Annotated in this window: 26 protein-coding genes and 1 pseudogene; 14 read left to right on the forward strand and 13 right to left on the reverse strand. The window is 74.7% G+C overall.

All coding sequences use genetic code 11. The features are described from left to right. Positions 1–212: 212 nt before the first annotated feature. Positions 213–635, forward strand: coding sequence for a PPOX class F420-dependent oxidoreductase (locus ABZ836_RS09960; RefSeq protein ID WP_356132844.1), 423 nt, complete (start codon positions 213–215; stop codon positions 633–635). Positions 636–743: 108 nt separating this feature from the next. Here ABZ836_RS09960 and ABZ836_RS09965 read toward each other — a convergent pair whose 3' ends face one another. From ABZ836_RS09965 to ABZ836_RS10000, 8 genes are all read right to left on the reverse strand, one after another. Further along, complete coding sequence (locus ABZ836_RS09965) at positions 744–1,958, reverse strand: ABC transporter substrate-binding protein (protein WP_361141198.1); 1,215 nt, start codon at positions 1,956–1,958, stop codon at positions 744–746. 62 nt (positions 1,959–2,020) lie between these two features. Continuing rightward, a complete protein-coding gene (locus ABZ836_RS09970; RefSeq protein ID WP_356132846.1) occupies positions 2,021–3,169 on the reverse strand; it encodes a branched-chain amino acid ABC transporter permease in 1,149 nt (382 codons plus the stop codon). Beyond that, positions 3,162–4,058: a branched-chain amino acid ABC transporter permease gene (locus tag ABZ836_RS09975; RefSeq protein ID WP_356132848.1), complete on the reverse strand. Its 897-nt coding sequence runs from the start codon at positions 4,056–4,058 to the stop codon at positions 3,162–3,164. Before ABZ836_RS09975 ends, ABZ836_RS09970 begins: the two co-directional genes overlap by 8 nt. Beyond that, positions 4,055–4,936, reverse strand: coding sequence for an ABC transporter ATP-binding protein (locus ABZ836_RS09980; protein ID WP_356132850.1), 882 nt, complete (start codon positions 4,934–4,936; stop codon positions 4,055–4,057). Before ABZ836_RS09980 ends, ABZ836_RS09975 begins: the two co-directional genes overlap by 4 nt. Then, the gene (locus tag ABZ836_RS09985) at positions 4,933–5,748 is read right to left on the reverse strand and encodes an ABC transporter ATP-binding protein (RefSeq protein ID WP_356132852.1); all 816 of its coding nucleotides are present in this window, start codon (positions 5,746–5,748) and stop codon (positions 4,933–4,935) included. Before ABZ836_RS09985 ends, ABZ836_RS09980 begins: the two co-directional genes overlap by 4 nt. 359 nt (positions 5,749–6,107) lie before the next feature. After that, complete coding sequence (locus ABZ836_RS09990) at positions 6,108–7,379, reverse strand: helix-turn-helix domain-containing protein (RefSeq protein ID WP_356132854.1); 1,272 nt, start codon at positions 7,377–7,379, stop codon at positions 6,108–6,110. Between the two features lie 268 nt (positions 7,380–7,647). Then, on the reverse strand, positions 7,648–10,407 hold the full coding sequence (locus tag ABZ836_RS09995) for a LuxR C-terminal-related transcriptional regulator (protein ID WP_356132856.1): 2,760 nt from the start codon (positions 10,405–10,407) through the stop codon (positions 7,648–7,650). Between the two features lie 275 nt (positions 10,408–10,682). Next, the gene (locus ABZ836_RS10000; protein WP_356132858.1) at positions 10,683–11,618 is read right to left on the reverse strand and encodes an alpha/beta hydrolase; all 936 of its coding nucleotides are present in this window, start codon (positions 11,616–11,618) and stop codon (positions 10,683–10,685) included. A 339-nt stretch (positions 11,619–11,957) separates the two neighbouring features. Here ABZ836_RS10000 and ABZ836_RS10005 point away from each other — a divergent pair. Further along, positions 11,958–13,300 (forward strand): annotated as a pseudogene (locus tag ABZ836_RS10005) (diaminopimelate decarboxylase). Between the two features lie 221 nt (positions 13,301–13,521). Here the strand turns inward: ABZ836_RS10005 and ABZ836_RS10010 are convergent. Further along, the gene (locus ABZ836_RS10010) at positions 13,522–13,800 is read right to left on the reverse strand and encodes a GlsB/YeaQ/YmgE family stress response membrane protein (protein ID WP_356133006.1); all 279 of its coding nucleotides are present in this window, start codon (positions 13,798–13,800) and stop codon (positions 13,522–13,524) included. A 231-nt stretch (positions 13,801–14,031) separates the two neighbouring features. Between ABZ836_RS10010 and tgmA the strand changes: the two genes are divergently transcribed. Continuing rightward, positions 14,032–14,229, forward strand: a complete 198-nt coding sequence (tgmA, locus tag ABZ836_RS10015) for a putative ATP-grasp-modified RiPP (protein WP_356132862.1) — start codon at positions 14,032–14,034, stop codon at positions 14,227–14,229. Positions 14,230–14,252: 23 nt separating this feature from the next. Continuing rightward, the gene (gene tgmB / locus ABZ836_RS10020; RefSeq protein ID WP_361141077.1) at positions 14,253–15,218 is read left to right on the forward strand and encodes an ATP-grasp ribosomal peptide maturase; all 966 of its coding nucleotides are present in this window, start codon (positions 14,253–14,255) and stop codon (positions 15,216–15,218) included. A gap of 38 nt (positions 15,219–15,256) precedes the next feature. Here tgmB and ABZ836_RS10025 read toward each other — a convergent pair whose 3' ends face one another. Next, on the reverse strand, positions 15,257–15,811 hold the full coding sequence (locus ABZ836_RS10025) for a roadblock/LC7 domain-containing protein (protein ID WP_356132866.1): 555 nt from the start codon (positions 15,809–15,811) through the stop codon (positions 15,257–15,259). 119 nt (positions 15,812–15,930) lie between these two features. Then, positions 15,931–16,359 carry a hypothetical protein gene (locus tag ABZ836_RS10030; protein ID WP_356132868.1) on the reverse strand — a complete coding sequence of 143 codons (429 nt, stop codon included), beginning with the start codon at positions 16,357–16,359 and terminating at the stop codon, positions 15,931–15,933. Between the two features lie 243 nt (positions 16,360–16,602). Between ABZ836_RS10030 and ABZ836_RS10035 the strand changes: the two genes are divergently transcribed. The 5 genes from ABZ836_RS10035 (at position 16,603) to ABZ836_RS10055 (ending at position 21,296) form a co-directional block, all read left to right on the forward strand. Further along, positions 16,603–17,094, forward strand: coding sequence for a DUF5709 domain-containing protein (locus tag ABZ836_RS10035; protein WP_361141200.1), 492 nt, complete (start codon positions 16,603–16,605; stop codon positions 17,092–17,094). Further along, positions 17,091–17,705: a 2Fe-2S iron-sulfur cluster-binding protein gene (locus tag ABZ836_RS10040; protein ID WP_361141080.1), complete on the forward strand. Its 615-nt coding sequence runs from the start codon at positions 17,091–17,093 to the stop codon at positions 17,703–17,705. Before ABZ836_RS10035 ends, ABZ836_RS10040 begins: the two co-directional genes overlap by 4 nt. Further along, positions 17,702–18,694, forward strand: coding sequence for a xanthine dehydrogenase family protein subunit M (locus ABZ836_RS10045; protein ID WP_361141082.1), 993 nt, complete (start codon positions 17,702–17,704; stop codon positions 18,692–18,694). Before ABZ836_RS10040 ends, ABZ836_RS10045 begins: the two co-directional genes overlap by 4 nt. Before the next feature lie 51 nt (positions 18,695–18,745). Beyond that, positions 18,746–20,854 (forward strand): xanthine dehydrogenase family protein molybdopterin-binding subunit, encoded by a 2,109-nt coding sequence (locus tag ABZ836_RS10050; protein ID WP_361141084.1) that lies wholly within the window; start codon positions 18,746–18,748, stop codon positions 20,852–20,854. A 97-nt stretch (positions 20,855–20,951) separates the two neighbouring features. Then, positions 20,952–21,296 (forward strand): YkvA family protein, encoded by a 345-nt coding sequence (locus tag ABZ836_RS10055; RefSeq protein ID WP_356132876.1) that lies wholly within the window; start codon positions 20,952–20,954, stop codon positions 21,294–21,296. A 101-nt stretch (positions 21,297–21,397) separates the two neighbouring features. On the opposite strand, the gene ABZ836_RS10060 is transcribed toward ABZ836_RS10055, so the two are convergent. Next, positions 21,398–23,056, reverse strand: a complete 1,659-nt coding sequence (locus ABZ836_RS10060) for a catalase (protein WP_356132878.1) — start codon at positions 23,054–23,056, stop codon at positions 21,398–21,400. Positions 23,057–23,347: 291 nt separating this feature from the next. Here ABZ836_RS10060 and ABZ836_RS10065 point away from each other — a divergent pair, with 291 nt between their 5' ends. The 4 genes from ABZ836_RS10065 (at position 23,348) to ABZ836_RS10080 (ending at position 25,281) form a co-directional block, all read left to right on the forward strand. Further along, a complete protein-coding gene (locus tag ABZ836_RS10065; RefSeq protein ID WP_356132880.1) occupies positions 23,348–23,554 on the forward strand; it encodes a hypothetical protein in 207 nt (68 codons plus the stop codon). Between the two features lie 137 nt (positions 23,555–23,691). Continuing rightward, complete coding sequence (locus tag ABZ836_RS10070) at positions 23,692–24,117, forward strand: MerR family transcriptional regulator (protein WP_356132882.1); 426 nt, start codon at positions 23,692–23,694, stop codon at positions 24,115–24,117. Continuing rightward, positions 24,114–24,446, forward strand: coding sequence for a thioredoxin family protein (locus ABZ836_RS10075; RefSeq protein ID WP_356132884.1), 333 nt, complete (start codon positions 24,114–24,116; stop codon positions 24,444–24,446). Before ABZ836_RS10070 ends, ABZ836_RS10075 begins: the two co-directional genes overlap by 4 nt. A gap of 94 nt (positions 24,447–24,540) precedes the next feature. Continuing rightward, positions 24,541–25,281, forward strand: coding sequence for a nucleotidyltransferase domain-containing protein (locus tag ABZ836_RS10080; protein WP_361141088.1), 741 nt, complete (start codon positions 24,541–24,543; stop codon positions 25,279–25,281). Here the strand turns inward: ABZ836_RS10080 and ABZ836_RS10085 are convergent. After that, positions 25,266–25,670 carry a peptidase inhibitor family I36 protein gene (locus ABZ836_RS10085; RefSeq protein WP_356132888.1) on the reverse strand — a complete coding sequence of 135 codons (405 nt, stop codon included), beginning with the start codon at positions 25,668–25,670 and terminating at the stop codon, positions 25,266–25,268. The genes ABZ836_RS10080 and ABZ836_RS10085 overlap by 16 nt on opposite strands. 207 nt (positions 25,671–25,877) lie before the next feature. Between ABZ836_RS10085 and ABZ836_RS10090 the strand changes: the two genes are divergently transcribed. After that, positions 25,878–26,135, forward strand: coding sequence for a hypothetical protein (locus ABZ836_RS10090; RefSeq protein WP_361141090.1), 258 nt, complete (start codon positions 25,878–25,880; stop codon positions 26,133–26,135).

Below are 26,135 nucleotides of genomic sequence, written 5' to 3' on the forward strand. Positions count from 1 at the left end.
CCCCGAGGGTCCCCGGCGGATCCCGGCGCCCCACGGAGGGCCCCCGGCCGAGGCCGGGGGCCCTTCGGCGTGTCCGGACGTCGGCGTGTCCGGACGGCGTACTCGGGGCAGGCGGTGCGGGACCGGGCGGGCCCGATGTGGCAGCGTGACCGGGTGACGCCCCGTCACACGACCCCGCCCGGCGGACCGTCGTGCGGAGAAGAGGAGAGACGATGTCGAAGCCGCCGCTTCCCGAGGCAGCGATCACCATGCTGGAGAAGCCGAACCCCGCGGTGATCACCACCCTGCGGGCGGACGGCCAGCCGGTCTCGACGGCCACCTGGTACGCCTGGGACGAGGGCCGGGTGCTGGTCAACATGGACGAGGGCCGCAAGCGGCTGGAGCACATCCGCCACGATCCGCGGGTGACGCTCACCGTCCTGGACGAGGCCAACTGGTACACCCACGTGACCCTCATCGGCCGGGTCGTCGAGATGAGCGACGACAGCGACCTGTCCGGCATCGACCGGCTGTCCCGCCACTACATGGGCGGGCCCTACTCCGAGCGGGGCCGCGGCCGGGTCAACGCCTGGATCGAGATCGACCGCTGGCACGGCTGGGGCTCGTTCCGCGACACCGACCAGGCCGCCGGCTGACCGCACCCGCGTGACGGCACGCACGCGCCGGAACGCGACGGCGCTCCCGCGCGCCACGCGGAACGGCCCGCGCCCGAGGGGGCGCGGGCCGTTCGCGGTGGACGGGGCTCAGGCGCGGCCCTTCTCCTTCAGGTACTCCTCGACGCCGGGGGCGACCCGGGGCTGCTCGACGATCTCGGCGCCGCCGAGCGCGTCCTTGGACGGCTTGAGCACGTAGTTCTCGAGCGAGGCCGGGCGCTTGACGTTGCTGAAGTCCTGCGGGGTGCCCAGACCGGTGTCGGCGTCGGCCAGCTGGCGGTGGGCCTTGACGATGTCCTCGCGGGCCAGGCTGCCGCTCTCGCAGGCCTTCTCCAGGGCCAGGCCCAGGAGCTGCGCGGCGTTGTAGCCGGAGAGCACGCCGGTGTCGACCGGGGCCTTCGGGTAGGCCTTCCGGTACTTGCCCACCATGTCCTTGACGCCGGGGATGTCCGCGTTGACCGCGGGGGCCGCGCTGATCATGTTCAGCATGCCCTCGAGGGCCGGGGCGGCCTCGGAGGCCATCAGCTGCGGCGAGTAGCCCGGGATGTTGGAGACGACCGGCACCTGGAGGCCGCGGGAGGCCGCGACACCGACCAGGGAGGCGGTCTGCACCGGGCCGGCGCTGATCAGGATCGCCTTGACCTTGGCCTTCTGCAGGGCGGCCACCTGGGCGGACAGGTCCTGGTCGGTGGGCTTGATCTTCTGCTCGACGATCTCCACGCCGGCCTTCTCCGCCGCCCAGGTCGAGCCCTCCAGGGCGTTGGAGCCGTAGTCGCCCTCGAAGTAGACGTGGCCGATCTTGTCGCCCTTCTCGATCCCCTTGGCCCGGGTCAGGAAGTCGACGCCCGCGATCATGTCGACGTCGTAGGTGGTGCCGGTGACCTGGACGGGGTCGATGCCCAGGAGGGAGGCGGACCATGCCTGCGGGTAGGTGAGGATCTGGTCCTTGCCGATGTCGTCGACCAGCGCGGCGACGACCGGGGAGCCGATGACCTGCGAGAGGGCGACGGAGTCGGGCGCCACCTCGGAGTACGCGGCGACGGCCTTCTGGACGTCGTAGCCGTGGTCCTTGACGGTGATCTCGATCTTGCGCTCGCAGATGCCGCCCTCGGCGTTCACCTCGTCGGCCCACATCTTCTGGGCGTTGGTGATGGACTCGCCGAGCGTGGCGTAAGGGCCGGTCAGGTCGGTCAGCGCACCGATCCTGATGGTGGTGTCGGTGACGCCCGGGCCGCCCTTGATGCCACCGGCGCCCTCCTTGCCCTTGGAGTCCTCGGCCTTGGTGCTGCAGCCCGCGACGAGCATCGCCGACAGGGCCGCGGCGACGGTGATGCGGGTGGCGCGACGGTGCGCGGAAGGCGTTGCGTTCACGGGGTGTGCTCCTTGACGGTGACGACGGGAACGGCGGACGGTGCGGGGGTCACGGGCTCGGCGAGCCCGGTGTCGTGGGGCGGCGCGGACGGCTTGCGCCGCAGCCGCAGCCGGAGCCGGCGGACGAGTCCGTGCAGGCCGTCGGGGGCCCACAGCAGGATCACGACGATCGCGGCGCCATACAGGTAGCGGGCGGCCTCGGTGGGACCGAGCGATCCGTCCGGGGAGCCGGGGGCGGCGACCAGCGGGAGCTGGTCGGCGTACTTGGCCATCACCAGCGGCAGGGCGGTCACGAAGAACGCTCCGGCCACCGCGCCCGCGACCGAGCCCAGACCACCGATGACGATCATGGCCAGGTAGTCGATGGAGAGGACCAGCCCGAAGTAGTCGGGCACCACGCGCCGGAAGGACAGGGCCAGCAGGACCCCGGCGAGGCCGGCGTACATGGAGGAGACCACGAACGCCGACGAGCGGTAGCGGGCCACCGGCACGCCCATCACGGACGCCGCGGTCTCGCTGTCCCGCAGGGCCACCAGGGCCCGGCCGGGGCGTCCGCGCAGCAGGCCGCGGGCGGTGAACCAGGTGAAGGCCAGCAGCAGCAGCCCGAAGTACCAGAGGCGCTCCTCGGCGCCGAACGGGACGCCGAACAGGCCGAGGTCGTCGTGCCCGGAGTCGAGGACGAGTCCGCCGATCTCCATCGGCTCCACCGAGCGGCCGTTGAAGCCTCCGGTGACGCCGTCCATGGTGAGCATCAGGTGGTGGCCGATGAAGACCAGCGCCAGGGTGGCGATGCCGAGGTACATGCCCTTCACCCGGCCCGCGACGGGGCTGAAGACGCCGCCCGCCGCTCCGGCGAGCAGCACGGCCAGCACCATGGCGATCACCGGGGGCAGCCCGAGGCCGGGGTCGCCGGAGAACCAGACGTACCCGTAGGCGCCGACGGCCAGGAAGAAGGCGTGGCCCATGGAGAGCTGGCCGGCGGTCCCGGACAGCAGGCTCAGTCCGATGGCGCCGATGGCGGCGGCCATGGAGAAGAGCCCGATCCGCAGCCAGTACGCCTCCAGGTAGAGCGGCAGCGCGCAGAGGACCAGCAGCGGGACGAGGATCCCGCCGAGGCGCAGCAGGGGCTTGGCGGCGTCAGACACGGGCCGCTCCCTTCGCTCCGAAGAGTCCGTTGGGCCGCACCAGCAGCACCAGGACCATGACCACGTACGGGGCGACGTCGCTGAGCCCGTCGCCGAGGACGTGCAGGTCGCTCTGGTAGGTGATGACGAAGGCCTCGGTCAGGCCGATCACCAGGCTGCCCGCCAGGGCGCCCACGGGTGAGGCGAGGCCGCCGAGGATGGCGGCCGGGAAGGCCTTGAGGGCGATCTGTCCGGTGGTGCGCTCCAGGCCGGTGGCCGGGAAGGCGGCGAGGAAGACCGCGGCGAGCGCGGCGAGGGCGCCGGCCAGGCACCAGGCGAGCATCCGGGTCCGGCCGAGCCGAACGCCCTGCAGGGCGGCCGCCTCGGTGTCCTCGGCGGCGCAGCGCAGCGACAGGCCCCAGCGGCTGTACCGGAAGAGGGCGAAGACGCCGCCGATGACCAGGGCGGAGACCGCGATGGCGGCCAGCCGGCTGTCGGCGACGGTCACCGGGCCGAAGGTGCGGACCTTGTCGCCCCACGGGTCGCCTAGCGACAGCAGGTCGCCGCCGATGCGGCGGGCCAGGTCGGTGACGATCAGGATGTCGACGCCGATGGTGACGATGGTGGCGACGTGGGCCGCCTTGGGGTCCTGCGGCAGGCGCTGCAGCAGGACCCGGTCGACGACTCCGGCCAGCGCGGCGGTGGCCAGCACGCCCACGGCCAGGGCGCCGGCGAAGCCGAGGTCCTCGTGGAGCACGGCGGTGAGGTAGCCGCCGAAGAGCAGCATCGAGCCGTGGGCGAAGTTCATGACGTGCGACGCCTTGAAGATGATGACGAAGCCGAGCGCCACCAGGGCGTAGACCGCTCCGAGGGCGAGGCCCGCCAGGAGGGTGTCGAGCAGGCCTGTCATGCCGCTTCCTTTCCGGGTGCTGAGGAGCCCGCGCCTTCGGGGCCGGAGCCGGCCGGGCCGGGGTCCTCGGGGCCGCCGCTCCCGGCGGCGGTGCCGAGGTAGGCGCGCAGCACCTCGGGGTCCCGCCGGACGGCGTCGGGGGTTCCGTGGGCGATGCGCCGGCCGAAGTCGAGGACGGTGACCTCGTCGGCGAGCCGCATCACCAGGCCCATGTCGTGCTCCACCAGCACGATGGACAGGCCGAGTTGCTCCCGCACGGTGCGGATGACCTCGACGGCCGCGGCGCGTTCGGTGGTGTTCATGCCGGCGACGGGCTCGTCCAGCAGGAGGACGCGCGGTTCCAGGCACAGGGCCCGCGCCATCTCCACGCGCTTGCGGTCGCCGTAGGACAGCAGGGCGACGGGCTGGTCGAAGTGGCGCTCGAGGCCGACGAGTCCGGCGATCTCGCGGGCCCGGGCGAGGTGGGTGCGCTGTTCCCGGACGGCGTGCGGCAGGTGCAGCGCGGAGGAGACGAAGCCGGCGCGGGTGAGGGCGTGCCGGCCCAGCATCAGGTTGTCGCCGACGGTGCCCTCGGTGGTGACGATGTTCTGGAAGGTCCGCGCGACGCCGAGGGCGGCGATCCGGTGCGGGGCGAGGCCGGTGAGGCGGTGCTCGCCGTAGCGGACGGTGCCCGAGGCGGGCCGGTAGAGGCCGGAGAGGACGTTGAAGCAGGTGGACTTGCCGGCGCCGTTGGGGCCGATCACCGCGTGGACGGTGCCGGGGGCGACGGTGAAGGAGACGTCGTCGAGGGCGGTGAGGCCGGCGAAGCGGACGGTGACGCCGTCGACCTCGAGGGGCTCGGGGGCGACGGGGGACGTGCCGGAGGGCCTGGGGTTCACGCGGCGCCCCTCTCCGGGCCGCCCGGGGCGGCGCCGTCGGTCGTGGCGGGCTCGTCCGCCTCGCCGAGGTAGAGGCGGCGGACGGCGTCGGTGCGGGCCAGCTCGTCGGCGGGTCCGGAGAGCCGGACCTCGCCCACCTCGAGGACGTGGGCGTGGTCGGCGAGGGCGAGCGCCATGCCGGCGTTCTGCTCGACCAGCAGCACGGAGGTGCCCTGGCCGTTGATCTCGCGGATCACCTCGGCGATCCGCTCGACCATCTGCGGGGCCAGGCCGAGGGAGGGCTCGTCCAGCAGGAGCAGCTTGGGGGCGGCCATCAGGGCGCGTCCGATGGCGAGCATCTGCTGCTCGCCGCCGGAGAGCAGGCCGGCCTGCTGGCGGGTGCGTTCGGCCAGGCGCGGGAAGAGCGCGAAGACGCGGTCGCGGCCCTCCTTGATCCGCTCGGGGCTGCGCCGGCCGAGGCCGAGGCCGCCGGAGCGCAGGTTCTCGTCCACCGTGAGGCCGGCGAAGACCCGCCTGCCCTCGGGCACCTGGACGACTCCGGCGCGCACCGCGGCGACCGGGTCCTGACCGTCGAGGACGGTGTCGCCGTAGCGGATGCCGCCCGCGGTGACGGCTCCGCGGTGCAGGCGCAGGGTGCCGGACACGGCGCGCAGCAGGGTGGTCTTGCCGGCGCCGTTGGCGCCGAGCAGGGTGACGACGCTGCCGGGCGGCACGTCCAGACTCACGGAGCGCAGTGCGGAGACCGCGCGTCCGTAGGTCACGTCGAGGTGCTCCACCCTGAGGGTGGACGCCTCGTCCGATGCTCGGGGCATCACTGCTCCTTGGTTGCGTGCCGCGCGACCGGGGCCGGGGCGGGGGCCGAAGGTGGCCGGCCCTGTCGGGACCGGGGCCTGGGCACGGGGCTCGTCGTTCGTCCGTGCGGGTATCCGCCTGGATGTTCCGTGCGGAAGTGGTGCTCAGATCAGCACGCGCCGAGGGGGGTGGTACAGCGGAAAACCCAAGCTCGCGGCGGTGCACCAACGCTGGTGGCGGCGGGTTGTGCGGGTGCCCAGTGGGCTTCGCGGACGGCCGCGGGCGGCGGCGCGGGCGGTGGACACGGCTGTGCCCCGGACCGCGGTCGGGCGGTCCGGGGCACGGGGCGCGCGGTGGCCTTCGGGGGCCCGCGCGGGCCTCAGGGGCGCAGCAGGCGGCGGGCGGCCAGGGCCAGGCTGACCTGGACGACGTCGCCGGGCCGGGTGAGGGAGCGGCCGGTCAGCTGCTCGCAGCGGCGGAGCCGGTTGAGGACCGTGTTGCGGTGGCAGTAGAGGCGGGTTCCCGCCCGCTGGGCCGAGCCGTCGCATTCCAGCCAGGCGGCGAGGGTGTCCAGCAGGACGTCGCGGTCGGCGGGTTCGAGCCGCAGCAGCGGGCCGAGGACCTCCTCGGCGAGCGCCCGGCCGAGTTCCGGCCGGGAGAGCAGCAGGGCGGAGGGGAGTTGTTCGTGGAGGCGCACGCTGCCGCCGCCGTCGGGGCAGATGCCGAGGGCGGTGTCGGCGTGCCGGCGGGCGTCGCCGAGCGCGGCCAGGCCGTCGACGGCGAGGCCGACGCCGACGCGGGCGCCCTCGGGCACGCCGGGTCCGGTGGCCAGGCGGCGCAGTGCCTGGTCGTCCTCGAGCAGGACGATGCCGTGGTCGAGGTCGACGCCGGTGTGCCAGTGCACCCGCATGCCGGCCGGGACGGCAGCGGCGCGGGCCGCGGCGCTCTCGGCCGCGGCACCCGCGCTGACCGCCACGACGGCGTACCGGCCCTGTTCGGGCAGGCCGAGCGCCTCGGCGGCCTCGGGGAGGTCGGCGATGCGGCTGGTGCCGTCGAGGAGGGCGGCGGTGAGCAGGCGCAGCCGGTTCTCCCGCCGCCAGGCGAGACGCCGTTCGACCTGGCGGTAGGCGTCGGCGACGAGGGTGCAGTGTTCGTCGACGAAGTTCCAGACGTCGGCGGCGACGTGGACCAGCAGGCGGACGTCGTCGGGGGACGTGCGGGAGGTCTCCTCGACGAGTGCCTGCCAGACCAGCGAACCGCCGAGGCGGAAGGCGTGCAGCAGGGCGTCGAGCGGGAAGCCCTGTTCGGCGCGGGTGGCGCCGATCTTCCACGAGCAGCGGCGGGCCTCCTCGCGGGCGGTGCGCGGGTCGAGCAGGGAGGCGACGCTGTGCCGCAGGGAGCCGTGGGCCTCCTGCCAGGTGCCGGTGGGCTCAGTCTCCATGGCCGCCCGGTAGACGGGTTCCTGCTCGCGCAACGCGGCCACCAGCCGGTCGGTGAGGTCCGGCAGGTCGTCCTGGATGACCCGCGCCGCTCGGTGCAGGACGCGGAGCGCCTCCGCGTCGGTCAGCGAACGGAAGCGTGGTGAGCGCGGCCGTGGTACGGCGGGTGTCGCGGGGCGCAGGGCACCTCGTGACCGTACGGCTTGGTACATCGCGATCCTCCTCCGAGGTCGGCTCCCCGGCAGTACGCGCGCGGCGGCCGTGCCGGCGGCCCCCGGGGTCCGGGGGCCGCGGTGCGGCCGTCGCCTGACTCGTCCTGTTACGCAGAATGACATACCGTCCGGTCGGTCCCTAGGGGTGTGCAGCCAGTTGCTCATTTGTTACCGATCGGTGCCGTGCGTATGCCGTGCGTGTGGCGAGCGCGTTGCGGGTGAGTGGCGGACGGGCCGCCGCCGCAGGCCGCCGCCGAGGCGCCCGCCGTCAGAGCTCCTGGCCGACCAGGCGGGCGAGTTCGACGCGGGAGCGCACGCCCAGCGCCGCGAAGATGTTGCGCAGGTGGTGGTCGACGGTGCGGGTGCTGACGGACAGGCGCTGGGCGACCTCGCGGTTGGTGTCGCCGCCCGCCACGCAGCGGGCGATCCGCTGCTGCTGGGGCGTCAGCCGGGCGAGCGCGCCGTCCTGGGGCGCGGCCGGGGCCTCGCCGTTGGCGCGCAGTTCGGCGCGGGCCTGGTCGGCCCAGACCCGCGCGCCGCAGCGGTCGAAGATGTGCAGGGCGTCGCGGAGGCGGCCGCGGGCCTCCCGGGGGCGTCGCCGGCGGCGCAGCCATTTGCCGTAGAGGAGTTGGGTGCGGGCCTGCTCGAAGTCGCCGCCCGCCTGTTCGTGGAGTTCCAGGGCCTGCCGGTACAGGGTGTCGGCGGTGCCGGGGTCGTCCGGCGGGACCAGCAGGGCGCGGCAGCGGGCGAGCTGGGCTGGCGCCTGGGGGTCGGCGCCGAAGTCGGCCCAGAGTTCGAACTCCTCGACCACGATGCGGGCCTCGTCGACGCGGTCGGCGAGGACGGCCGCCTCGACGAAGCAGGGCATCACCAGGGCCCGGACGGCGAAGTGGCCGCCGGTACGCCCGGGTCTGACCAGCGGGCCGAGCCGGGCGGCCGCCTCGGAGGGGCGGCCACGGCCCAGTTCGGCCCGCCCGGCGGCCCATTCGGCGAGGGTGGCGGTCTGCGCCAGGCCGTGGCCGCGCGCCGTCTCGAGGGCCGCGGCGGCCTGGGCGGTCACCTCGTCGACGTCGCCCTCGATGGAGGAGGCTAGGGCGAGGATGGCGCGGTGGTGGGCCACGGTGTTGCGCCGCCGGGAGTGGAGGGCGCAGCGCAGGCCCTCCTCGGCGTGGGCGCGCGCCCGGGCGTGGCGGCCGGCCCGGAGTTCGGCGTAGGCGAGGTATTCGAGGGTCTGCGGGACGAAGGCGTCGTAACCGCGGGCGCGGGCGGCCGCCAGGGCGCGGGCCCCGGCCCGGCAGGCGGTGTCCACCTCGCCGAGCAGCAGGGCGGCGGTCGCCGCGCGGTGCAGCGCCTCGGGTTCGTCCTGGGTCCAGCCGTGGTCGAGGACCCGGCGCAGCGGGCGGGCGGCGTCGGCGAGGCGGGCCTCGAGGATGGCGCGCATCCCGGTGAGGTAGTCCCGCACCGGGTCCGGACGGCCGGGTTCGGGTTCGGGGGCGGTGGCCGAGGCCGTGGCGAGGGCCGAGAGGCAGCCGGTCATGTCCCCCGCGGCCCAGGCGGCGTCCGCCGCGGCGACGGTGGCGGCCAGCGCCAGAGCGGGCGCCTCACCGGCCAGCAGGGAGCGGGCGAACAGCAGGGAGGCGTGGGCGTCGGCCACGGGGCCGTCCCCGAGGGTCATCACGCCGCGGAGCATCTCGGCGCGGCCGCGCACGGTGGCCCGGGCCTCGGGGCCGCCGGCGTCGGCGAGGAGGCCGCGCGCCTGGGCGGGTCGTCCGGCGAGCAGGGCCTGTTCGGCGGCGGCCGTGCGGCGCTCGGCGCGCAGGGTGGCGCCGAGGGTGAGGTCGGCGGCCCGGGCCAGGGCGGCGGCGCGCCGCAGGTGGGTGGCGTCGGTCGCCGGGTCGAGCGCGGTGCGGGCCAGGTCGTCGGCGAGCGCGGCGTCGGGGGCGCTGACGGAGTGGGCGAGGTGCAGCAGGGCGGCGAGGCGGTGGCCGTCCGCGGTCAGGACGGCGGCGAGCGCCCGGTGGGCGGCGCGGCGCCGCGCCGGGCGGGCGGCCGCGTGGACGGCGCGGCGGATCAGGGTGCCGGTGAAGCGGAGGCGGCCGTCGGCGACCGCGATCAGGTCCACGGCGCGTTCGGCGCGGGGCGGCGGGGCGGCGGCTCCGCCCAGCCGGCCGGCGGCGCGGAGCACCAGGTCGGCGTCGACCCCGGCCCGTCCGTCGGGCGGGGCGGTCTCGTGGGCCGCGGCGGCGGTGAGCAGCAGGTCGTCCAGCCCGGCGGGCAGTCCGGTCAGGCTCTCGCCGACCACGCAGGCCAGCACGTCGGCGTCGGCGAGGGGCCGGGGCAGCGGGGCTGCCCCGGCGAGTTCGTCGGGCGTGAGGCGCCGGACCAGGGCGTGCAGGAGGGAGGGGTTGCCGTCGGCCTCGGTGAGGAGTTCCTCCCGCACGGCGGGGTCGACGCCGCCGGGGAGGAGGTCGGCCAGCAGTGCCTGGGCGGCGGACCGGGACAGCGGGCCGAGGCGCAGGACGGGAAGTCCGGCGAAGTCGGGGTCGGCGGCGCGGTGCCCGGTGACGGAGACGAGCAGGCCGACCCGGCCGGCGGCGTGCAGGCGGCGGGCGGCGAAGCCGAGCGCGGCCCGGGAGGGGGCGTCCCAGAGGTGGGCGTCGTCGACGCAGAGCAGGAGCGGGCCGCCCGCGGCGGCGGCTCCGAGCAGGTCGAGCAGGCCCTCGGGGGTCCTGGGGGTGCGCGGGAGGTCGCCCACGGTGCGGGCGGCGGCGCAGCGCACGGCGTGGACGCCGCTGTAGGGGAGGCGGGATTCGGCGGCGGCCGCGCCGACGCGCAGGACGGGGCCGGCGGTGAAGGAGCGGGCGACGTCCTCGAGCAGGGTGGTGCGCCCGAGGCCGGGCTCGCCGGCCAGGAGGAGGACGGCGCTGCCGTCCTCCAGACGGTTCGTCAGGGTGGCGGCGGCCGCGCGCAGTTCCTCGCCGCGGCCGTGCGTCCGTGGGGGGTTGATGACGGTCGTCTGTCCGGTCATTCCCGCGATGTTACGGAGGAGTAAAGCCCGCCGGAAGCCTCCGGTCCGGGCCCGGTGCGCGGGTGTGTGGCCGTCCACGGGCGGAGGCGGCCGGCTGTGCGGCGGCACACGTCCGGGCTCCCCGGTCTTTCCTGTCTTTCCGGTCTTTCCGGTCTCTCCGGTCTCTCCGGTCTCTCCGGGTGCGAGGGCCGGTGCCCGGGAGGGGGCGCGGGCGGTTCCGGGCACGCCGAACGGCGGCCGCGCGCGGGGCGCGGCCGCCGTCAGGGTCCCCCGGGTCAGAAGGCGCAGGTGTTGCGGTACTCCTCGACGTCGCTGAAGAGACCGGTGCTGGGGCCCGGGCAGAGGAACTGGGAGTAGCGGGTGTCGTCGTCGACCCACCGCTTCAGCCAGGAGATGCTGTACTTCGCGATCGTCGTGTTGGAGGTGTTGGGCGCGAAGTGCGTGGCGCCGTTCAGCTCCAGGTACGCCTTCTCGGTGCTCGACGGGATGCTGGTGTAGAACGGCTCGGAGTGGGTGGTGACCGAGGCGATGCTGTCGTTCTCCGCGCCGAAGATCAGCGTGGGCGTCCGGATCTCGGACCAGGTCTTGTCCAGGTTCCACGGCGTCATCGGGATGATGGCCTTGATGGACGGCCGGTCCTTGGCCGCCTCGAGGGTGCCGCCGCCGCCCATGGAGTGGCCCATCAGGGCGACCCGGTTGGCGTCGATGCGCGTGCGGACGGAGCTGCGCTGCGTCAGGTAGTCGGCCGCCGCCAGCATCTGGTCGCCGCGGGAGGCGGGCTGGTCCGCGGTGGTGATGGTGTCGATGGTGAACACCACGAAGCCCTGGGAGGCGAGGCGCTCGCCGAGCCACGAGATGGACGACTCGTAGGCGGTGAAGCCCGGGGTGATCACCACGGCGCCGAAGGTGCCGTCGCTGGTGGTGGTCGGGTAGTAGACGGTGCCGCCGCCGAACCCTGACACCAGCAGGGACGAGACGGAGGTGCTGGACACCGAGTACGGGCCGCGGAGCGCCTCGATGCTGGAGTTCGTCGGGGCCGGTCCCCGCTCGTACGGGTTGTCCGCCGCGGTGGCGCCCGGGGCGGCGAGGGTGCTGAAGGCGACGGCTGCGGCCACGGAGGCGGACAGGCCGGCGACGCGGCCGAGACGGCGCCGACGGGTGGCCGGCGTGGGGAGAGCGTCGTTGGACGGGCTGCTCTGCGAGTGCTGCACGACGAGTCGTCCTCTCTGACGAGGCAGTCGCCCTCGCGGTCGCGGCACGCGTCGTCCTGACGTGTCCGCGCCGCCGGCGGTGCTGCCGCTGACTGGCAACGCCACTGTCGGGCCGCCCGCCGGACGCGTACATCGGCAAAATCACCGGTGTCGCCGCGCTGCCGTGACGCGGTCGGGGTCGTCGGCGGGCCGGCCGGGGGCGATGAGCAGGGCGGACGCCGTCTGGCTCGTGGGGCCGCGAAGGGGGAGGCTGTACGCGGCGCGCGCCGTGCCGCCCCTCGGAGCGGCGGCGGGCGCGGGCCTGTACGCCGTCGCCGCCGTGTCTGTGAGGAGTCGGAGATGAACTCTGCCGCGCCGTCGCCCGTCGGGGACGCCCGGCCGGCCGTCGCCGACGTCCTGTCGCGCGCCCTCGCGGCCGGGCTGGTCGGCCCGGACCGGCCGGTGGCAGGGTTCCTGGACACCGCGGGGATCCTGCGCTCGGTGGAAGGGCTGCGCACCGCGTTCGCCGGGGTCCCCGACGTGCTGCGTGTCCGCTGGTGCCCGTGCTGCGGCTGCTCGCGGCGGCCGGCATGGGGTGCGAGGTGGCGAGCCCCGGAGAGCTCCGGCTGGCGCTCGCGGCCGGGTTCGAGCCGGAGCGGATCGTGCTGGACTCCCCCGTGAAGACCGGGTCCGAGCTGCGGGAGGCGCTGGAGCTGGGTGTGGCGGTGAACGCGGACAACCTGGCCGAGGTGGAGCGCGTCGCGCGGCTGCGGCGGGCGGACTGCTCGTCGGTGCTGGGCCTGCGGATCAACCCGCAGGTCGGCGGTGGCTCCATCGCGGCCACCAGCACCGCCACCGACCACGCGAAGTTCGGCGTGGCGCTGCGGGACGCGGGGGCCGGGGACCGGATCGTGGAGGCCTTCGCCCGCCACCCCTGGCTGACCCGGCTGCACGTCCACGTCGGTTCCCAGGGCTGCCCGCTGCCGCTGATCGCCGAGGGGGTCGCGGCGGCGCACCGGCTGGCGGCCGTCATCGACGAGCGACTGGGCGAACGCCGGGTCACCGGCCTCGACATCGGCGGCGGACTGCCCGTCAACCACGCCGACGACCGGGTCACCCCGACGCACGCCGAGTACGTGGCCGCGCTCCGCGAGGCGGAGCCTGCGCTGCTGGACGGGCGCTACCGGCTGGTCACCGAGTTCGGACGGTCGCTGCTGGCGAAGAACGGGTTCCTCGCCGCGCGGGTGGAGTACGCCAAGGACGCGGGAGGGCGCCGGGTGGCGCTCACCCACGCGGGCGCCCAGGTCGCGACGCGCACCGTGCTGCTGCCGGACGCCTGGGCGCTGCGGGTCTCGGCCCACGGGCCGGACGGACGGCCGAAGACCTCACCGGCTCTGCGGCAGGACGTCGCAGGCCCGCTCTGCTTCGCCGGGGACGTGGTGGCGCACGACAGGGAGCTGCCCGAACTCGCCGAGGGCGACTGGGTGGTGCTGCACGACGCGGGCGTCTACTGCTTCACCGCCGCGTGGAGCTACAACAGCCTGCCGCGGCCCGCGGTGCACGGGTACCGGGCCGCGGCGGACGGCGGCGGCATCGTCTTCGCGACGGTGCGCTCGGCGCAGACGCTGGACGAGATCGTCCGGGAGTCCGGGCTCGACCACGCGGACGCGCTGCTGCGCGGTCCCGGCGACGCGCCCGTCTGACCGCGCGTCCGCCCGACCGACGCGTCCGCCCGACCGGCCGCTGCGGGCCGAGGCCGTCCCGCTCGCACCGCAGGCCGCAGGCCGGCGCCCCCCGGCCTGGCCCCCCGCGCGAAGGGGGCGGCAGTCCCGGCCCGGCCCGCCGCTCCCGGGCGCACACGTCGGCGCCCGCACCGGAAACCGGTGCGGGCGCCGACGAGTTGCGAGCGGTGCGACCGCTCGGGTCAGGCGTGACGGTGTGTGCGTCGACCGCCGGTGAAGGCACGGTAGATCAGCAGAAGGATCACCGAGCCGATGATGGCGGCGATCCACGTGGAAAGGTCGAAGAAGCCGTCGATCGAGTCGACGCCGAAGATGACCTTGCCCAGCCAGCCACCCAGCAGACCACCGGCCACGCCGATCAGCATGGTGATGATGATGCCGCCGGGGTCGCGCCCCGGGAGCAGCGCCTTGGCGATGGCGCCGGCGATCAGGCCGATCAGGATCCAGGCGATGATGCCCACCATTCCTCCACAGTCATCCAGGTTATCTGTCCTTTCATCGGATGTTCCGTGTGCGCCACGTCAAACCAACTTTTCTCGCCACCCCCTCGGACGGTCACGGAGCGTGAGGAAACCAATCACCGGCCCGGCACGTATAAGTCCCTGGAGGCGGAGCGTCCGACAACCTCGTCACGGGGCCGGGCGGGTCGTGTCCGAGCGAGGAATGTGACGGACCGTCCCAGGGAGAGACCCATGCGCATGTTCGCCCTCGAATACGCCCGTCCGGCGGAGGAGTCCGAGGTCACCACCACCGCGCCCTACAGATACGACCCGCTCCTGCAGCTCAACGTCCTCGACGACGGGCGCATGGCCGCCCACGACCGGGCCCTGCTGAGGGAGTTGGGGGCGACCACCTCGACCGCCGGTTCCAAGACGCACTTCGACGACTGACGCCGCCCCGCGGACGCGAAGCGATGACCGTTCTGATCCTGACATGTACACAGGATGTGACGGCGGACCTGGTGGTCGAACGGCTCGACGCCCGCGGCGTTCCGGTCCTCCGCATGGATCCGGCCGATCTTCCGGGCGCGGTCGCGCTCTCCGGCGAGTTCGGCGAGGGCGGGGAGGGCGGCGAGGGCGGGCTGCGCGGCGCGCTCTCGGTGGGCGGCCGGCAGGTGGGGTTCGGGGACCTGCGGTCGGTCTGGGTCCGCAGGCCGGGGGTTCCGGGCAGCGCCGCCGAGGATGCCTCCGACTGGCTCGTCCAGGAGGCGTCACAGGCGCTGTACGGCATGCTGCGCGGCACCGGAGCGCGGTGGATGAACCCGCCGGAGGCTGCGTACATGGCCCGGCACAAGCCGTGGCAACTGCGGCTGGCCCAGCAGTCCGGCCTCCCGGTGCCCGCCACGCTGATCACCACGGTGCCGCGCGCGGCCCGTGACTTCGCCGCCCGCCACCGGGACCTGGTGGTGAAGCCGGTGTCGGGGACGCACCCGCAGGACCCGCCCCTGGTGGTGCCCACCAGCCGGGTGGCCCCGGACGCCGACTTCGACGCGGTGGCGCTGGGCCCGACGCTGCTGCAGCGCCTGGTCGTCAAACGCGCGGACATACGGCTGACCGCGGTCGGCGACCGGCTGCTGGCCGCCCGGAAGGAGGTCTCGCCCGACGCCGCGCCCGAGGACGTGGACGTCCGCTTCGCCCCGTCCGCCCACGCCTGGCGGGCGGTGGGCGTGCCGGACTCCGTGGCGGCGGGCGTGCGGGGGTATCTCCACGCCGCCCGGCTCGCCTACGGCGCCTTCGACTTCGCCGAGGACGCGGAGGGGACCTGGTGGTTCCTGGAGTGCAACCAGTCCGGGCAGTTCGCCTTCGTCGAACTCGACACCGGGCAGCCCGTCACGGACGCGGTGGCGTGCTGGCTCGCCGGGCCGCGCGAGGAGGGCTGACCCTCGCGCCACGCGGCGCCAGGGCTGACTCCCGTGCCTCAGGCGGTGGACCGCGAGCCGGAGGAGCGGGGCCCGTTGCCTCGGGCGCGGCCGGCGCGCGTCGTCCCCGGCGAGCGGACCGGCAGCGCGGCCGGCTGCCCCACCGTCCCCGCCCCCGCCCCCGCTCCCGCTCCCGCCTGCGCCCGGTCCGGGGCGGGCGGCACGGGCGCGGTGGGCATCAGGTGCGCGATGCGGCTGCCCGCCCGCCGTCCTTCCAGGTGGAGGCGGCCCACGTTGACCCGGTCGCCGGCGAGCAGCGTGAGCACCGCCGCCGGGCCCGCGGCGTAGGTGGCGACGTAACCGGCGGAGCCGCGCACCAGGAGTTCCCGGAAGTCCCCGCGCCGCGCGGCGTCGGTGAGCCGGGCTCCGACCCCCAGGGCGGCCGCGGTGAGCGCGGCGAGCCCTTCGGGTTCGGTGCCCGGCGGGGTCTCGTGGGCCAGCACCAGTCCGTCGGCGCTGGCCAGCAGCGCCCCGGTCAGTTCCGGGACACGGGAGCGCAGCCCGCGCAGTTCCTCCCTGATCTCGGCCTCGTCGATCCCTGCCGCGCCGGTCATCGGCCCGCTCCCTTCGCCTCGCCCGTCAAGCTCTTCGTCACTCACCGCGGCTCCCGGGCCGGCTCCCGCACCCGCCACGGGGGTGGGGCCGCCGCCGGTGCGGCGCCGTCCCGGCCGCCTCATCCGAGCACCAGCCGCTCCACGACCTCCGCCAGCCGGATCCGGGCCATCGCGAGGTTGCCCTCGGTCCGGTCGAGCCACAGGTGCAGGCAGACACTGCCGTCGAAGGCGGTGGGCACGAAGCGCAGCACGTGGTAGGCCGAGGCGGTGGTCACGATCACGTCCTCGACCGGCGGCTCGTGTCCGGTCCGGCCCGACGTCCGCCGTCCCGGCCCCGCGTCGGTGAGGGCGTCCGCCGGGGCGAAGACCCGGTGCTCGGCGCTGACGCGGGCGACCTCGGCGATCTCGGCGGCCGCGGTCTCCGGGTCCTTGCCCGGTGCCTCGCCGACCGCCCCCAGGGAGAGCCCGCTGATCCAGTCGACCAGTGCGGCGCCCCGTGCCCCGGGCAGCCGTACCGCCTCCTGCAGGCTCTCGTCGATTCCGGGCACGCCGCATCCCCTCCCCCACTGCTCGCCTGTCCGCGCATCAGACCAGAGCCCCAGAGACTACGGAATGTGCCGCCCCCGGTTCGGGCCTTTGGCATTTTCCTTTGGAACATGCACGTATGTGGATCGCTTCGGCTTCGGAATCGATCGGGCCCCGGGCGGCGCGTCCGGGTGGCGGCCCGTGACGGGGGGTGTCAGGCGACCGGGGCTGGATACGCGGGTCCCATGACTGACCCGACAGACGCGATGGACGGCAACTCCGGCGGCCAGGACTTCGGTGACGAGGTCTACCAGCCCCAGGACGGCGCGGAGGGGCGCGAGGACGACGGGATCCTGGACCCGGAGGACACCCTCAACGAGCGGGAGAGCGAGCCCTACGACGAGGGTTACTCGCCCCCCGAGCGGCCGCTGGGGGTGGAACAGCACGGCACCACGGCCCGGGAGCAGCGCGAGGGCGAGAGCCTGGACGAGCGGCTGGCCGAGGAGCGGCCCGACCCGGCGGCCGAGGCGGCCACCGAGGGGGACGGGGTGGGTGACCTGCCGGGCGGCGAGGGCGAGCCCCTCGACGACCAGGTGGGCGACGAACGCGCCGGACGCCTGGTCGCCCCGGACGAGGGCGCCCGTGAGGACGCCGAGAAGGACATGCTCGCCGAGGACGTGGGCATCAGCGGCGGCGCCGCCTCCGCCGAGGAGGCCGCGGTGCACCGCGTACCGGAGGAGGACGAGCAGTCGCTATGACGACGCCCCAGACGCCCGGTACGTCCGGAGCACCCGGGACACCCGGGACGCCGCACAGCCCCGGGACACCAAGGACGCCCCCGACACCCGGTGCCCCCGCCTCCCGCACGACGCTCACCGTCAACGGCCGGGAGCACACGCTGACCGTCGACAACCGGCGGGTCCTGCTGGACCTGCTGCGGGAGGACCTGGACCTGGTCGGCGCCAAGAAGGGCTGCGACCACGGCCAGTGCGGGGCGTGCACGGTGCTGGTCGACGGGCGGCGGGTGAACAGCTGCCTGCTGCTCGCCGTCGCCCTCGACGGCAGCGAGGTCACCACCGTGGAGGGCCTGGCCGACCAGGACGGCGAGCTGCACCCGCTGCAGCGGGCGTTTGTGGACCGGGACGCCTTCCAGTGCGGCTACTGCACGCCCGGCCAGCTCTGCTCGGCGGTGGGCGCGCTGGCCGAGGCGGCGCAGGGGCACCCGTCGGCGGTCACCGGTCCCGGCACCGAGGCCGGCGAGCCGGTGCCGCTGGGCGCGGCGGAGATCCGGGAGCGGATGAGCGGCAACCTGTGCCGCTGCGGCGCCTATCCGCGCATCGTCGAGGCCGTGGAGGACGTGATCCCATGAGGACCTTCGAGTACGTCCGCGCCCGCACGGTCGAGGAGGCCACCGCCGCGCACGCCGCCGCACCGGACGCCCGCTACCTGGGCGGGGGCACCAACCTGGTGGACCTGATGAAGCTGGGCGTGGAGCGCCCGGCGACGGTGGTGGACGTCTCGCGGCTCCCGCTGGACACGGTGGAGGAGCTGCCGGACGGGTCGCTGCGCGTCGGCGCCACCGTCCGCAACAGCGACCTGGCCGCCCATCCGCTGGTCCGGGAGGGCTGGCCGGCGCTGTCCCAGGCGCTGCTCGCGGGCGCCTCGGGGCAGTTGCGCAACGCGGCCACCACCGGCGGCAACCTGCTCCAGCGGACCCGGTGCCCCTACTTCCAGGACCTGTCCAAGCCGTGCAACAAGCGGGAGCCCGGCAGCGGCTGCGGGGCGCGCGAGGGCATGCACCGCGACCACGCGGTCCTGGGCCACTCCGCCCGGTGCGTCGCCACCCATCCGTCGGACATGGCGGTGGCGCTGGCCGCCCTGGACGCGCGCGTGGAACTGGACGGCCCGGACGGCGCGCGCGAGGTGGCCGCCGACGCGTTCCACCGGCTGCCCGGCGACCGCCCGGACCTGGACACCGTGGTCCGCCCCGGCGAGCTGGTCACCTCCGTGGTGCTGCCCGCCGCGACCCGGGGGCTGCCGTCCGCGTACCGGAAGGTCCGCGACCGCGCCTCGTACGCCTTCGCGCTGGCCTCCGCGGCGGTCGTCCTGAAGGTCGAGGGCGGCGTCGTCGCGCGGGTGGGGATCGCCCTGGGCGGCGTGGCGCACCGGCCGTGGCGGGCACGCCGGGCCGAGGAGGCGCTCACCGGCGCCGCCCCCACCGGCGCCGCCTTCGAGCACGCGCTGGAGCGGGAGCTGTCGGCGGCCGAACCGCTGCGGGACAACGGGTACAAGGTGCCGCTGGCCCGTTCCCTCACCGTCGACGTCCTGACCCGTCTCGCCGCCCGGTCCGCCGGGTGACCGGGGCGCACCGCACCGGCGGCCCGCAGAACCACCTCACGGAGGAATCCCATGGCTGACGCCCCCGCCGCGCTCGGCGCCCCCGTCGTCCGGCGGGAGGGCCGCGACAAGGTCACCGGCCGGGCCCGCTACGCCGTCGAGCACCGCCTGCCCGGCCTGGCGCACGCCTGGCCGGTTCCCGCCCGGGTGGCTTCCGGGCGGGTGCTGGGCGTCGACGACTCGGCGGCGCTGGCGACGCCGGGCGTGCTGGCGGTCCTCACCCACGAGAACGCGCCCCGCCTCGCCGAACCCGACGACCCGACCCTGGCGGTCCTCCAGGACCCCCACGTCCCGCACCGGGGCTGGGTGGTCGCGCTGGTGGTCGCCGAGACGCTCGAGGCCGCCCGTGAGGGCGCCGCGGCCGTGCGGGTCGAGTACCTGGCGCAGGACCACGACGTGCTGCTGACGCCGGACCGCCCCGACGCGTACGTGCCGGAGAAGGCCAACGGAGGTCACCCGGCGCTGCGGGAGCACGGCGATCCGGACGGCGCGTTCGCGGCCGCGCCGGTCCGCGTGGACACCGCCTACCGGGTGCCGCCGCTGCACAACCATCCGATGGAGCCGCACGCCTCCACCGCCCGCTGGACGGAGGGTCGGTTGGAGGCCTGGTGCTCCAGCCAGGGCACCACCGCGGTCCGCCGGACGCTCGCGGCGGTGTTCCGGGTGCCGGAGACGGCCGTCACCGTGCGCGCCGAGCACGTCGGCGGGGGCTTCGGCTCCAAGGGGACGCCCCGCCCGGACGTGGTGCTGGCCTCGATGGCGGCGCTGCACACCGGGCGGCCGGTCGCGCTGGCGTTCGCCCGCCGGGACCTCCCCGCCCTGGTGGGCCACCGTGCGCCGACCCTGCACCGGGTGCGGCTGGGGGCCGGGCCGGACGGGGTGATCCGCTCGCTGACGCACGAGGTGACCACGTACAGCTCGCGGATCAAGGAGTTCGTGGAGCAGGCCGCCGTGCCGGGCCGGACGATGTACACCTCCCCGCACAGCCGGACCGTCCACCGGGTGGCGCGGCTGGACGTGCCGACGCCGTCGTGGATGCGCGCGCCCGGGGAGACGCCGGGCATGTACGCCCTGGAGTCGGCGATGGACGAGCTGGCCGGGCAGCTGGGCATGGACCCGGTGGAGCTGCGGGTGGTCAACGACTGCCGTGTCGAGCCCGACAGCGGCAAGCCGTTCAGCAGCCGCCACCTGGTGGAGTGCCTGCGGGAGGGGGCGCGCCGCTTCGGCTGGGCGGGGCGGGACCCGCGTCCCGGGGTGCGCCGCGCCGGCCAGGTGCTCACCGGCACGGGCGTCGCGTCGGCGACCTACCCGGTGCTGGTCTCCCCCAGCACCGCCACCGCGCGGGCGCTGCCGGACGGGACGTTCCTGGTGCGGGTGAACGCCACCGACATCGGCACCGGCGCGCGCACCGTGCTGGGCCAGGTGGCCGCCGAGGCACTGGGCGCCGCGGGCGACCGGGTGCGGATCGAGATCGGCGACAGCGACCTGCCCGCGGCGCCCCTCGCGGGCGGTTCCTCCGGGACGGCGTCCTGGGGGTGGGCGGTGCACGAGGCCTGCACCCGGCTCGCCCGCAGGCTGGCCGTGTACCGGGGTGCGCTCCCGCAGGACGGGCTGGAGGAGCACGCGGACACCGCCGGCACCGCCGACGCGGAGAGCGACTACGCCCGTCACGCCTTCGGCGCGCACTTCGCCGAGGTCGGCGTCGACACCGTCACCGGCGAGGTCCGGGTGAACCGGCTGCTCGGCGTGTACGCCGCGGGGCGCATCCTCAATCCGCGGACCGCCCGCTCGCAGTTCGTCGGCGGGATGGTGATGGGGCTGGGGATGGCCCTCACCGAGGGTTCCGCCCTGGACCCGGCCTTCGGCGACTTCGCCGAGCGGGACCTGGCGGCCTACCACGTGCCGGTCAACGCCGACGTGCCGTCGGTCGAGGCGCACTGGATCGAGGAGGACGACCCGCACCTCAACCCGGTCGGCGGCAAGGGCATCGGCGAGATCGGCATCGTGGGAACGGCCGCCGCCGTCGGCAACGCGTTCCACCACGCGGTGGGCGTCCGCCTGCGGGAGCTGCCGCTGACCCCGGACCGGGTCCTGGAGGCGCTGGGCGGCCGGGTGGGGTGAGCTCGGCCACGCCGGGGGCCGTACGGGCCGCCGGTCGGGGAAGCTGGAGAGGGAGGGCGTCGCACCCGCGGCGCCCTCCTCGCTCTGGAGGTGTGCGGTGGACGAGCGGACGACGCTGGTGCTGATCGTGGTCGCGGCCGTGGTCGCGGTGGTGCTGCTGGCCGTCGCGGTGCGGCTGCTGGTGCGGCTGGTGCGGACCCGCCGCGCGCTGCGGCGGGCCGGGCTGCCGACCGGGCCGCGGTGGGTGTTCTGGGGCGCGGTCGCCTACCTGGTGCTCCCGGCCGACCTGGTCCCCGACCCGGTGTACCTGGACGACGTCGGCGCCCTGCTGCTCGCCCTGCGGACCGTGGGGGCGGCGCTGCCGAGGAAGGGGAAGGGCGGCGCGGGCGCCCCCGCCGGCCCGGCCCTCCCCGGTCCCGCCCCCGCGCGCCAGGAGGACTGACGTCCCGCGCGACCCCACGCGCCGCCCACCACGTCGGACGAACGCCACGTCGCCCCCCGCGGAGAACCGCGGGGGGCGACGTGGGGTTCCGGCGGGCCGGGTCAGCGGGTGACCACGAACCGCTCGTCGGGGACGCAGTGGGTCATGGTGAGGCCCTCCACGTTCCGCGGCGGGTTGTTGCCGAGGTTGCTCAGCCGCTTCCGGTCCTCGTCGGTGAGGTCCTGGCTCTCCAGCGGCTCGAGGTGCGCGACGTCCTGCGCGCCGATGCCGAGGCCCTCGCCGACCCGCTTGCCGAGGTCGTTCTCGACCAGGAAGAAGTGCCAGACCATGCGCTCCTGGATGGGACGGTCGCACTGCGAGAGCAGGTCGATCATGTTCTTGACCAGGTCGTCCTGCTCCCACTGCTCCATCAGGCAGTAGCGCTGACCGGCCTGGAGGTAGTCGTTGGTGCGCGGGATGCGCTTGCGGGTGAGGCGCCCGCTGATCTCCGGCCCCTGCTCGTCGTGGGTCGGGTAGTGGGCCTCGCGCAGCCCGCCGAGGATGGAGGGCTCGTAGTTGACGAGCGGATTGCCGCCCCCGCCGTCGACGTGGTACGTCATCTGGCCGTCGCGCTGGTTGGTGCGGACCAGACCGTGGTCGGGCTGGTTGACGGGGAGCTGGAGGTAGTTCGGGCCCACCCGGTAGCGCTGGGTGTCGCTGTAGGAGAAGGTGCGGCCGACCAGCATCTTGTCGTCGGAGAAGTCCAGGCCGTCGACGAGGACGCCGGTGCCGAAGGCGATCTGCTCCGACTCCGCGAAGAAGTCCTCCGGACAGCGGTCGAGGACCATGCGGCCGACCGCCTTGGGCGGGAACTCCTGCTCGGGCCAGGTCTTGGTGTCGTCCAGCGGGTCGAAGTCCAGCTCCGGGTGCTCGTGGTCGTCCATCATCTGGACGAGGAGCTCCCACTCCGGGTAGTCGCCCCGCTCGATCGAGCCGTAGAGGTCCGCCGTGGCGTGACCGGTGTCCTGGGCCTGCAGGTTGGCGGCGTCCTCCTCGGTCATGCTCTTGACGCCCTGCTTGGGCATCCAGTGGTACTTGACCAGCTTGGTCTCGCCCTGCTGGTTGACCCACTTGTACGTGTTGACGCCGAAGCCCTGCTGGTGCCGGTAGTCGGCCGGGATGCCGCGCGGGCTGAACAGGTTCACCAGCATGTGCATCGACTCGGGGGTCTGCGACATGAAGTCGAAGATCCGGCGCGGCTGTTGCACGAAGGTGACCGGGTCCGGCTTGAGGGCGTGGATGACGTCGGGGAACTTGATGGCGTCACGGATGAAGAAGACGCCCAGGTTGTTGCCCACGAGGTCCCAGTTGCCGTCCTCGGTGTAGAACTTCACCGCGAAGCCGCGGGGGTCGCGGCTGCACTCGGAGGAGTCGCGGCCGCCGATCACGGTGGAGAAGCGGCAGGCGACGCGGGTCCGCTTGCCGCGCTCCTGGAAGAGCTTGGCGCGGGTGTACTGCGCGATGGGCTCGTCCCCCCAGGCGCCGTACGCCTCGAAGTACCCGAAGGCGGTGGCCCCGCGGGCGTGGACCACGCGCTCAGGGATGCGCTCGCGGTCGAAGTGGCTGATCTTCTCGAGGAACTGGTAGTTCTCCAGCGTGGCCGGTCCCCGCGCGCCCACGGTGCGCTGGTTCTGGTTGTCGTAGACGAAATGGCCCTGCCGGTTGGTGAGGATCTCCCTGTCGTCACCCTGCGCGGGGCCCTTGCTGGATACGTCCGTCATGCGGGGGGTGCTCCTTCGGCTGATCGCCGCGCTCACGCACCGTACGCGGGCACGCGACACGCTGTTGTAGGGCTTTTACGGTTTTAGCACCCTTTGCCCTGTGTGGCGATCGGTACGCGAGGGAGCCGTGGGACTCCAGGAGATCTCCTCCGGAACCCTGTACCCCCTTCACCGGAACGCAGCGCGCGGGCCGGCCCCGGATCGACCCCCTCCCCCGCGACCGTTTCGCAGGCATAGGTCATGTTTTCTTCGGGTACGCGGGTGCCAATCGGCGAGCCGAGGGAGAGACCCATGTCGACTGCACAGCCCGACGAGTCCCGCGCCTCCTCCGAGGGGGTCACCCCGGACGGGAAGCTGCACGCCCGTCCCGACACCGAGGTGACCCCCGAGGACCTGGTCCTGGCGACGGGGCGCGACGTCACGCCCGACACCCTGAAGTGGGCCGAGCGCAAGCTGGCCGCCGAAGGACCCGCGGCGCTCGACAAACTGCTGCCCTAGCTCGGCGGGGCGAGCGCGCTCCCCGCGACACCGAACCCCGGTACGGCCCCAACCGTCCCGGGGTTCGGTGTGTGTCCCCCGCGCCTCCGCAGCTGGGCCGTTGCCTTGACGTCGGCGTCAAGCCGTACGGTCGGCGCATGCGAATCGGCGAGCTGGCCGCCCGGGCCGGGACCACCACCCGGACCCTGCGGTACTACGAGTCGCGCGGGCTGCTGCCGGCGCGGCGGGACGGCAACGGACACCGCACCTACGACGAGCGCGATCTCGCACAGGTACGGCAGATCCGCACCCTCCAGGACTTCGGTTTCGGACTGGAGGAGACGCGGCCGTTCCTGGAGTGCCTGCGCGCGGGCCACGCGGAGGGGGATTCCTGCCCGGCGTCCCGGCTGGTGTACCGGCGCAAGCTGGACGAGCTCGACGCCATGATCGAGCAGCTGGGGGCGGTGCGGGAGAAGGTGGCCCGGCAGCTCGCCCGAGCCGAGCGGGCCGGTGACCGGCTGGCCGCCGAGGCGCTGGTTCCGGGCGGCCCGGAACCCGTCTGCGAACTGGGAGGACGAGGATGAGCAGGGCGAAGGGCGTGGCCGAGGTGACGGACGCGGATTTCGCGGCGGAGGTCCTCGGCGCCGCGCTGCCGGTGCTGGTGGAGTTCACCGCGGACTGGTGTCCGCCGTGCCGGCAGATGGCCCCGGTGCTGACCGCGCTCGCCGCGGAGGAAGGGGAGCGCCTGAAGGTGGTGCGGCTCGACGTCGACACCAGCCCGGAGACGACCAACCGGTACGGCGTGCTCTCCATGCCGACGTTCCTGCTGTTCCGCGGGGGCGAGCCGCTGCGTTCGCTGCGGGGCGCGATGCCCAAGCGGCGGCTGCTCGAGGCGGTGGACGAGGCCCTGTAGGTCCGGGACCGGCGCAAATGCGGGTGACGTGCGGCGGGGCGGCCGTGAGAATGGGGCCGCGGGGGGTCCGCGTGATCATCAGGAGGGAGCCGCCATGAGCACGGTCGAGAACGTCCTGCTGTCCGGGATCGTGGGCTCCACGGCGTACGGCCTCGCCCACGCCGGGTCGGACGTGGACCGGCTCGGCCTCTTCGCCGCACCCACCGTGGAGCTGCACGGTCTGCGGCGGCCGAAGGAGTCCCACGTCACCACCGCGCCGGACCGGACGCTGCACGAGGCGGCCAAGTGGTGCCGCCTGGCCCTGTCCTGCAACCCCACCGCGACGGAACTGGTCTGGCTGCCGGACGAGTTGTACGAGGTCCGCACCCCGCTCGGCGACGAGCTCATGGCCGTCCGCACCTCGTTCCTCAGCGCCGGGAGGGTGCGGGACGCGTATCTCGGTTACGCCGTCCAGCAGTTCAGGCGCCTGCAGGGCCGGGGCGAGGGCGAGGACGCGCCCGGGCGGCGCGCGCGGACCGCGAAGCACGCCCGCCACCTCAAGCGGCTGTGCGCGCAGGGGCTGGAGCTCTACACCACCGGACGGCTCACCCTCCGGGTCGACGACCCGCAGGAGTTCCACGACTTCGGCGAGCGGGTCGCCGCGGACCCCACCGCCGCGCAGCCCCTGCTGGACCGCTACCGGGCCGCCTTCGAGGAGGCGCGCACCGCCCTTCCCGACGCCCCGGACGAGGGCCCGGCGGAGGCCTGGCTGCACCGGGTCCGCGCCCACTTCTTCACCCCCTGCCCCGACGGGACGGGCCCGCGGGGCCGGTCCGCCGGTCAGCAGTTCTGGTAGATCGTCACCGCGTCGATCCGGGTGCCGAACTTCCCGCCCCACTTGTAGGCGTTGGAGTAGTCCCCCATCGCGACCCGGCGCATCTCGTGGGGGTTCCAGTCGATGAAGCAGCCGGGGGCGTTGGCGTAGAAGGAGCCGACGTTGTCGTGGAGGTAGGGCGGCAGGTCCCGGTAGCCGCTGCCGGGGGTCCAGCGCCAGGGGGTGCCCTCGAAGTCGTTGTCCTGCCAGAAGCAGATCTCGTTGGGGCCGCACTGGGCGGCCGCGCGCTCGAGCGCGGAGGCGCCGCCGGGTGCGGCCGTGGCCGCGGGGGCCCCTCCGAGCAGAGCGGTGAGTGCGAGGGCGAGTCCGAGTCCGAGTCCGGTTCGCCTGGTGATCGACGGACGACGCATGCCGCCTCCATGAGTGAGAAGTCGGATTCCGCTTCCCACCGTGCCCGAGCCGGCGGCACGCCACGTCGGTTCCGCCGCGATGCCACTCCTGCGGGGCATGCCGGGGTGACGTGTCGTTGACCCGGCGTGACGCAGGTGACGGCCGGTGTCCGCTCCGGCGGGGACGGCGCTTGACCTCGAGCGGAGTCGAGGTCGCAGGGTGGGCACATGACCTCTTCCGCGCACGACACGCATCGCCTGCCCGCCGACCCCGACGCCGCGACGGCCGCACTGCGCGCCCTGGTCGCGACCGTGGAGCGGGTGCAGCGCGACCAACTGGTCGACGAGTTCGTCGCCCTCTTCCGGGCCGACGCCGTGTGGACCACCAGCGGCGGGGGCACACCGCTGTACGTCGCCGCCAAGGAGGACGGGCGGTGGCTGCCGGCGGCCTGCCAGAACACCACCGCCCCCGACGGGGAGGGCTGA

Origin of the sequence: Streptomyces sp. NPDC047130, from assembly GCF_040643475.1 — a bacterium.
In the GTDB taxonomy this organism is placed as follows: domain Bacteria; phylum Actinomycetota; class Actinomycetes; order Streptomycetales; family Streptomycetaceae; genus Streptomyces.